The organism is Mycobacterium sp. (assembly GCF_049280035.1).
GTDB lineage: Bacteria > Actinomycetota > Actinomycetes > Mycobacteriales > Mycobacteriaceae > Mycobacterium.
The window spans coordinates 1-7,549 of record NZ_JBAPPI010000501.1; the positions used below are offsets into that span (position 1 = coordinate 1).

The following is a 7,549-nucleotide window of genomic DNA, read 5'->3' on the forward strand; positions in this document are numbered from 1 at the left end:
GTCCAGCCCGTCGGCGGCGGCGGCCAACACCGTCAGCAGCGCCTGCACAGCGGGCTGCTCGGCCAGCGACCCCGATACCGTCGGCGCGGCGACCGGAACTCCGGCTCGCGCCAACGCGAGCGACAACCCTGTGGCGGCCCGCGGAACCGACCTGACGATGACCGCCATCTGCGACCACGGCACCCCGTCAACGAGGTGCGCGCGCCGTAAGAAATCGGCGATCAGCGCCGCCTCTGCGGCCGCGGACGCGGCCAGCCTCACCGCTACCGATCCGGAATCGCCTCCGGTACTTTCGATTTCGCAGCTGCCCGCAAGTCGGCCAGCGATGCTTGAGACAGCCCGCGCCACCGCCGGGGCGCAACGGTGTGACGTCGTCAGCGTTACCGACGGCGAGGGGGCACCTCCCAGCAGGGCCGCCGGCTCAGCGCCGCGGAAGCCGAATACCGCCTGAGCGGGGTCACCGGCGAGCAACGTCAACTCAGCGCCGGCAGCCAGCACCTGCACCAGCGAAGCTGCTTGCGGGTCGAGTTGCTGCGCGTCGTCAACCAGCAGAACGCCGATCCGGGCGCGTTCGGCGGCCAGCAACTCCGGGTCGACCGCGAACGCCTCGAGAGCGGCCCCAACCAGCTCGGCGGCCCCGACTGCCGGCGTGGTCGCGTGCGGGGCAGCCGTCCCGACGGCGGCACGCAGCAGCATCACCTGCTCGTACTTGTGCGCGAACTGGCCTGCCGCCGCCCATTCCGGACGACCGCACCGCCGGCCCAGCCGCTGCAGCTGCGCAGCGTCCACACCGCGTTCGGCGCAGCGGGTTAGCAGCTCGCGCAGTTCGGCGGCGAACCCCGCGGTGCCCAGCGCGGCCCGCAGCTCAGCCGGCCACGCTGTCGTCGCATCGGGGCCGTCCTCCACCTCGCCGGCGAGCAACTCGGCGATGATCGCGTCTTGTTCAGCTGCGGTGACCAACCGAGGTGGTGGACCGCCGGCGCGCTGTGCCGCCAGCCGCAGCACGGCGAACGCGTAGCTGTGCACGCTGCGCACCAGCGGTTCCCGGATCACCGGCGGGAGCCCGCGACCCGCCTGCTGCGAGCGCAACAACGTCGTCGTCAACGCACTGCGAGCGCGTAATCCGATCCGGCCCGAACCCGTCAGCAGCAGCATCGATTCCGGATCGACGCCGGCGGCGATGCGCGCCGCCGCTGCGTCGATCAACAGGCAGCTCTTACCGGTTCCCGGTCCGCCCAGCACTCGCACCACGCCGCGCAGGCCGGGATCCAGCACAGCGCGCGCCTCGGGACCCCAGCGGTAAGACATAGCGGCATGACACCACGGGGGTCCGACAAGTCAGCCCGGTCAGCCATGGCCGGACATCGAACTGGCACCATCAACGCGTGAGCCGGCTGCATGTACACCGCTATGGCCCGGCCGGGCCCGTGCGATTGCTGGCAGTCCACGGGCTGACCGGCCACGGGAAACGCTGGCAGCCGCTGGCGACTCAGCACCTAGCCGAGATCACCGTTGCCGCACCCGATCTGATTGGACATGGCAGGTCGCCGTGGGCGGCACCGTGGACCATCGATGCCAACGTCGCCGCGCTCGCCGCACTGCTCGAGCAGCAGGCCGACGGCCCGGTGGTGGTGGTTGCGCATTCGTTCGGCAGCGCAGTCGCGCTACATCTGGCCGCCGCGCATCCCGACCGGGTGGCTGCCCTGGTGCTGCTTGACCCGGCGATCGGCCTGGACGGCGGGCGGATGCGTGAGATCGCCGACGCCATGCTGGCCTCCCCCGACTACCCGGACGCTGCGGAGGCCCGCGCCGAGAAGGCCACCGACTCGTGGGCTGATGTGGACCCGGCCGTGCTCGACGCCGAACTCGACGATCACCTCGTCGCGCTGCCGGGCGGGCGCTACGGTTGGCGTCTCAGCCTGCCCGCGATGATGTCCTACTGGAGTGAGTTGGCCCGCGAAATCGTATTGCCGCCCAACGGGATTAAAACGACGTTGGTGCGGGCTACGCGGACATCGCCACCGTATGTCACCGATCGGCTCATCGCCAGCCTGCACGACCGACTGGGGGCCGAGTTTCAGTTGATCAATTTCGACTGCAATCACATGGTGGCGGAGGCCAAGCCGGCCGAGGTCGCCGCGTTGATCCGAGAGCGGATGCGCTGATCGTGGCGCCGGTGACTGACGAGCAGGTCGAGCGGGTGCGCGCGCTGGTTGCGTCGATACCGGCCGGCCGAGTCGCCACCTATGGTGATATTGCCGCTGCCGCAAAGCTTTCCAGCCCGCGCATTGTCGGGTGGATCATGCGCACGGACTCCTCGGACCTGCCCTGGCATCGGGTGATAACGGCGTCCGGCCGACCCGCTCGGCATCTGACCACCCGGCAGTTGGAACTGCTTCGGGCAGAGGGAGTTCTGGCCGTCGACGGCAGGATCGCGCTGGACGACATCCGTTACGAGTTTTAGGAGCCCGAGTGTGGGGACCTAGAGGATCAGGCGCACCAGGGCAGCCGTGCGGGCCAGACCCGGGAAGGCAGCCGCCGTCGAGCGCGGGTGCAGCGCATGGACCGCGATACGAAACATCAACGCGCGCAACAGCATCTGCGGCCATTCCGGCAAGGCGTTCCAGCGTTCGATGAGCCCTTCGTCCGCCTCGCCCCAGGACAACGCGTCCACGACGACGACTCCTGCCGCCCACGACGCCGGCCGCCAGTACGGCGTGATGTCGGTTATCCCGGGGGCAGCGGCGCCCGCGAACAGCACGGTGCCATAGAGATCTCCGTCCACCAGCTGGTTAGGGCTCTTGGTGGGCCGCCGCAGTCCGGCAAGCTGGGTGATCAACTCGATCGACCGCTGCCCGTCCGCGGTTGGTGACGCCGCCCGCTCCGCGGCCGGAATCGACTGCAGCGGCCGTTCCTCCCACGCCGCACGGTCAGCGGCGATGAAGACGTCGACATCGGCCCAGGGCGCCGCCGTTGGCCCCTGGGTGAGGAATCGGGGCCGTTCCAGCTTGCCGGTGGCCTCGTGCAACCGCACCGCCGCCGACACCACCTCGTCATGCCGGGGCTCGGGTTGACCGGCCACAAAAGTGTCTGCCCGCCAGCCGGAAACCACGTAGCGCCCATCGGTCGACCGGACCGGCCGGGCCAACCGCACGCCGTCGACGAACAGCGTCTCTCGCACCCGCGCCGACCAGGCCGCGCGGGCGTTGTCGGCGACCATCGACAGCACCACTTCGCCGCACCGCCAGCCACCTTCCCAACTGGCTCCCAACGGTATGGGCCGCACACCACTCAAACCGAACGCCGCCAGCACGTGCTCAGGCGGCGGCTCGATAGTCACGCGATTAGCCTAATCGGGGCCAGCGAACTGTCGGGACTAGACACGATGAGCCGGCTACGCCCAAATGTGGTAGGCCACTCAAGCCCAACCTGCCGCCCGCCACCCGGGGCAGCCAGCGCCATCACCGGGTCAATACATCACCATGTCGGGCTGCATCTGTTTGGCCCATGCCACGATCCCACCCTGCAGGTGCACCGCGTCGGCAAACCCGGCTTTCTTCAACGCGGCCAGGGCCTCCGCTGAGCGCACACCTGTCTTGCAATACAGCACGGGCATCCGGTCTTGCGGCACCTTGGCCAGCCCTTCGCCGGAACTGATCGACGACTTGGGGATCAGCTGGGCACCGTCGATGTGGTTGATGTCCCACTCGACGGGCTCACGCACGTCGATCAGAGCCACCTTCTTGCCGGAATCCAGCAGCTCCTGCAGCTCGCGCGGCGTGATCGTGGAGCCGGCGGCCGCCTCGGCGGTGTCGTCGGACACCACCCCGCAGAATTCCTCGTAGTCGATCAGCTCGGTGATCTGGGGCGTGGACGGGTCCTTGCGGATCGTGATAGTGCGGTAGCTCATCTCCAACGCGTCATACAGCATCAGCCGGCCGAGCAGCGGCTCGCCGATTCCGGTGATCAACTTGATCGCCTCGGTGCCCATCACCGACGCGATCGATGCGCACAGAATGCCCAGCACACCGCCTTCGGCGCAGGACGGCACCATGCCTGGCGGCGGCGCTTCCGGGTACAAGTCGCGATAGTTGAGGCCGCGCCCGTCGGGGGCATCCTCCCAAAACACCGAGACCTGGCCTTCGAACCGATAGATCGACCCCCACACGTAGGGCTTATGTGCCAGCACCGCGGCGTCGTTGACCAAGTACCTGGTGGCGAAGTTGTCGGTGCCGTCAAGGATCAGGTCGTATTGCTCGAAGAGGTTGACGGCGTTGTGCGTTTCCAGCCGCTCCTCGTGCAGGCGCACTTCCACCAGCGGATTGACCTCGGCGATCGAGTCGCGGGCGGACTGTGCTTTGGATCGGCCGACATCGGACACGCCGTGGATGATCTGGCGTTGCAAATTGGATTCGTCAACGACGTCGAAGTCGACGATCCCGATCGTGCCAACGCCCGCCGCCGCCAGGTAAAGCAGTGCCGGTGCGCCAAGCCCGCCGGCGCCGATCACCAGCACCCGCGCGTTTTTCATCCGCTTCTGACCGTCGACACCGAGGTCCGGAATGATGAGATGACGGCTGTAACGGGCGACCTCATCCCGCGTCAGCTCGGCAGCCGGCTCGACCAGCGGTGGCAACGACCTGTCTGGCCCAGACACCGATACCGCCTCGATTCGGGATTCGTCACTGAAGTTGGCATTCCGCGCACTTTTCACAGACTGACAACCACAACCATCACAGCAGCTGTGGGAAACAACGGCAAACAGCTGTCGCAGCTTCCCATCCCGCGCGGAGTGAAGCTGGGTGCGATTGCCCGGCTAGGCGATCGGGTAAGGCCAGGGATTGAACCGGCAGGTCTTGCCGTCGGCCTTGACCCATTCCGGGTCGAACTTCGAGGCGTCGTCGTTGGAGGTGGAAAAGGTCTGCTGCATCATGACCGGCGCCAAACCGCCCTGCTGATCGCAGGGTTCGTGGCGCAGATACCCAATGGCGTGGCCGACCTCATGGTTGATCACATACTGCCGGTACGAGCCGACGTCGCCCTCAAAAGGCACCGCGCCGCGCACCCACCGCGCCTCGTTGATGAAGACCCGTGGTTCTCTAGCTCCGTAGGACGGGTTGTAGCAGGACGTCTCCAGCGGAAATTCATAACCGCAGCCGTCCCGCACCGACATCGGGGAGGTCAGCGATATCCGGAAATCCGGCTTACTTTTGTCAGCCCCGTCAATCCTGATGAACGCGAACTGCGCATTGTGGGTCCAGCTCTTTGGGTTGGCCAGCGTCTGACTCACCATCGCCGCGAACGCGTCGTCGCCGCCGAACGCGGTGGGATCCAAGCCGTTTTCGACTTCGACGGTGTATTTGAAGACTTTGGCCGTGCCCTGGCCGGTCTGGGGCGTGCCACCCGGAACGACGTGCCAGGTCTTATCGCCGGCATCGGTGTATGGACCGCCGTTGGGCAGCATCCCGGTGGGCAGGTTGACGTCGAACTGGGTCAGACCGCGCGGCGGTGCGTCGAAGATCGCCGTGCCCACCGCACCGATCTTCGGCGGGCCTTGGACGGGATCCCCCGAGGCCGGTGCGGGCGCGCTGGTCCCTGTCACAGTCTGGTAGATCACCACAGCGGTGACGGCAGCCAGCACCGGCAGCGCGTATGCGCGCCAGCCGTAAGTCGACACAAAGCGTCCCAGCCAGCTCTGTTTTCGCCAGCGGCCGCTGTCCCGATTCGACCGCACCCGCCCCGACCCCGATGCCACTGGGTCCCGCTGGGCGCGCAGCGGTTCTCGCCAGTCGTCGCGGAGCACCGGTACCCGGTTGCCCCCGCGCCGATCCGGGTCATAGGTCATTTCCTCAGGATGGCACAACGGCCGCTAGCTGGGACTCTCGGCGCGCCCGCAGGTAATGGTGCAACGCTGAACCGCCGACATTCAGGGCACGGATGGCGGCCGCTAAAGCCAGTGGGTAGTAATGTCGTTGCGATTAGCCGCGCATCGCTGCACCGGCGCTAGACAACCAGATTGAGGACTTGATGAGCGATCTCGCCAACGCCGCCGAAGGGGGTGCGGTCAGGCTGGGTGGCAGCAAGCGGCCAGCGGAGACACGCGGCACCTCCCCCCGGCGCGGTAACCGGCTGCCCCGTGACGAGCGTCGCGGCCAATTGCTCATCGCCGCCAGCGAGATTTTTGTCGACCGCGGCTACCACGCCGCCGGCATGGATGAGATCGCCGAACGGGCCGGAGTCAGCAAACCCGTTCTCTACCAACACTTTTCCAGCAAGCTGGAGTTGTACCTGGCGGTGCTGGCTCGACACGTCGAGAATCTGGTGTCCGGCGTGCGGCAGGCATTGCGCACCACCACCGACAACCGGCAACGGTTGCGCTCCGCGGTCCAGGCGTTCTTCGATTTCATCGAGCACGACGGCCAGGGCTACCGGTTGATCTTCGAGAACGACTACGTCACCGAGCCCACGGTCGCCGCGCAGGTGCGGGTGGCGACCGAATCATGCATCGACGCGGTTTTCGACCTGATCAGCGCCGACTCCGGCCTGGACCCACACCGCGCCCGGATGATCGCGGTGGCCCTGGTCGCACTTAGCGTCGACTGCGCCAGGTACTGGTTGGACTCCGATCGGCCGATTTCCAAAGACGATGCGGTCGACGGCACGGTGCTGTTCGCCTGGGGCGGCCTATCACACGTGCCGCTCACCCGTTCCTAGCCGCGCTGCTGCCGATTCCGAAACCCACCCGGCGCGAGTCCGCAACGCCGATTTCGACGTAGGCGATCTTGGTGGCGTGGACCAGGAAGCGACGGCCCTTCTCGTCAGTCAGGCTCAGTAGGTTGGAATCCTTACTTAGCGCGGCAGCGACAAGCTCTTCGACTTCGCTTTGCGTTTGCGCACTGCTGAAGACCAACTCGCGCGGGCTGTCCGTGATACCGATCTTGACCTCCACGTCGGCCCCTTCCCGTTCTTTCCCTGGTGATCGTTGAAAATCGTTCTCCAGCAAGCAGGCTAGTGGACGCCACTGATCGGTGCTGAAAGCCGGTGGGCACCAAGGATCCCGTGTGCGGATTGACCCGGCCGCCGTTGGCAAATCGTGACCTGACACGCCCGCACGTCACGTCGCCTGGCCCGCTGGCATCGATAACATCTGCACCATCAGCACCACGAATTACTTGGATAGCGATATCCAGGACTACCCAGATGACGCGGTCGACGACTTCTACGCCGACGGCGATGAGTTCGCGCCCATCGATCAGCGCTGGCGCCCGGTCGCGGCAATCGCCGGTATCGTCTTTGTGCTCGCGATGATCGCCACGGTCGTGATCGTCAATGGCGGCGACAGCGCCTCTACCTCGGCGACTGTCGTGGTGCCACCGTCTCGCGGCGTGACCTCACCGCGGCTCAGCGCTCCGCCGGCCCCGTCGCTACCTCGCGAAACGGTCACCACCGTGACACCGCCGCCGAAAGCACCCAGCCCCTCACCCACAGCGGGTCCCACCGACGCGCCCACGGTGATCCCGCCGCCGGCGGCTGTCCCGTCCGTACCGCC

At 66.9% G+C, this 7,549-nt stretch carries 8 protein-coding genes and 1 pseudogene; 4 read left to right on the plus strand and 5 right to left on the minus strand.

Going from position 1 to position 7,549, the window contains the following annotated elements; genetic code table 11:
* The coding region (locus WAN71_RS16255) for a UvrD-helicase domain-containing protein (protein ID WP_422226319.1) at window positions 1–1,308 on the minus strand (1,308 nt) is incomplete at its 3' end.
* Between the two features lie 77 nt (window positions 1,309–1,385).
* Here WAN71_RS16255 and WAN71_RS16260 point away from each other — a divergent pair.
* Together WAN71_RS16260 and WAN71_RS16265 are read left to right on the plus strand one after the other, a co-directional pair.
* Window positions 1,386–2,165 (plus strand): alpha/beta fold hydrolase, encoded by a 780-nt coding sequence (locus WAN71_RS16260; RefSeq protein ID WP_422226320.1) that lies wholly within the window; start codon window positions 1,386–1,388, stop codon window positions 2,163–2,165.
* Between the two features lie 2 nt (window positions 2,166–2,167).
* Window positions 2,168–2,464 (plus strand): MGMT family protein, encoded by a 297-nt coding sequence (locus tag WAN71_RS16265; RefSeq protein WP_422226321.1) that lies wholly within the window; start codon window positions 2,168–2,170, stop codon window positions 2,462–2,464.
* An 18-nt stretch (window positions 2,465–2,482) separates the two neighbouring features.
* Here WAN71_RS16265 and WAN71_RS16270 read toward each other — a convergent pair whose 3' ends face one another.
* From WAN71_RS16270 to WAN71_RS16280, 3 genes are all read right to left on the minus strand, one after another.
* Complete coding sequence (locus WAN71_RS16270; protein ID WP_422226322.1) at window positions 2,483–3,340, minus strand: TIGR02569 family protein; 858 nt, start codon at window positions 3,338–3,340, stop codon at window positions 2,483–2,485.
* 129 nt (window positions 3,341–3,469) lie between these two features.
* Complete coding sequence (moeZ, locus tag WAN71_RS16275; RefSeq protein WP_422226323.1) at window positions 3,470–4,657, minus strand: adenylyltransferase/sulfurtransferase MoeZ; 1,188 nt, start codon at window positions 4,655–4,657, stop codon at window positions 3,470–3,472.
* Between the two features lie 159 nt (window positions 4,658–4,816).
* Window positions 4,817–5,845 carry a DUF3152 domain-containing protein gene (locus WAN71_RS16280; protein WP_422226324.1) on the minus strand — a complete coding sequence of 343 codons (1,029 nt, stop codon included), beginning with the start codon at window positions 5,843–5,845 and terminating at the stop codon, window positions 4,817–4,819.
* A 182-nt stretch (window positions 5,846–6,027) separates the two neighbouring features.
* Between WAN71_RS16280 and WAN71_RS16285 the strand changes: the two genes are divergently transcribed.
* Window positions 6,028–6,714: a TetR/AcrR family transcriptional regulator gene (locus tag WAN71_RS16285; RefSeq protein WP_422226325.1), complete on the plus strand. Its 687-nt coding sequence runs from the start codon at window positions 6,028–6,030 to the stop codon at window positions 6,712–6,714.
* Here WAN71_RS16285 and WAN71_RS16290 read toward each other — a convergent pair.
* A complete protein-coding gene (locus WAN71_RS16290) occupies window positions 6,701–6,949 on the minus strand; it encodes a DUF3107 domain-containing protein (RefSeq protein WP_422226326.1) in 249 nt (82 codons plus the stop codon). The two genes, WAN71_RS16285 and WAN71_RS16290, sit on opposite strands and share 14 nt — an antisense overlap.
* A 223-nt stretch (window positions 6,950–7,172) precedes the next feature.
* Between WAN71_RS16290 and WAN71_RS16295 the strand changes: the two are divergent.
* A pseudogene (locus WAN71_RS16295) lies at window positions 7,173–7,549 on the plus strand (hypothetical protein); the annotation flags it as partial.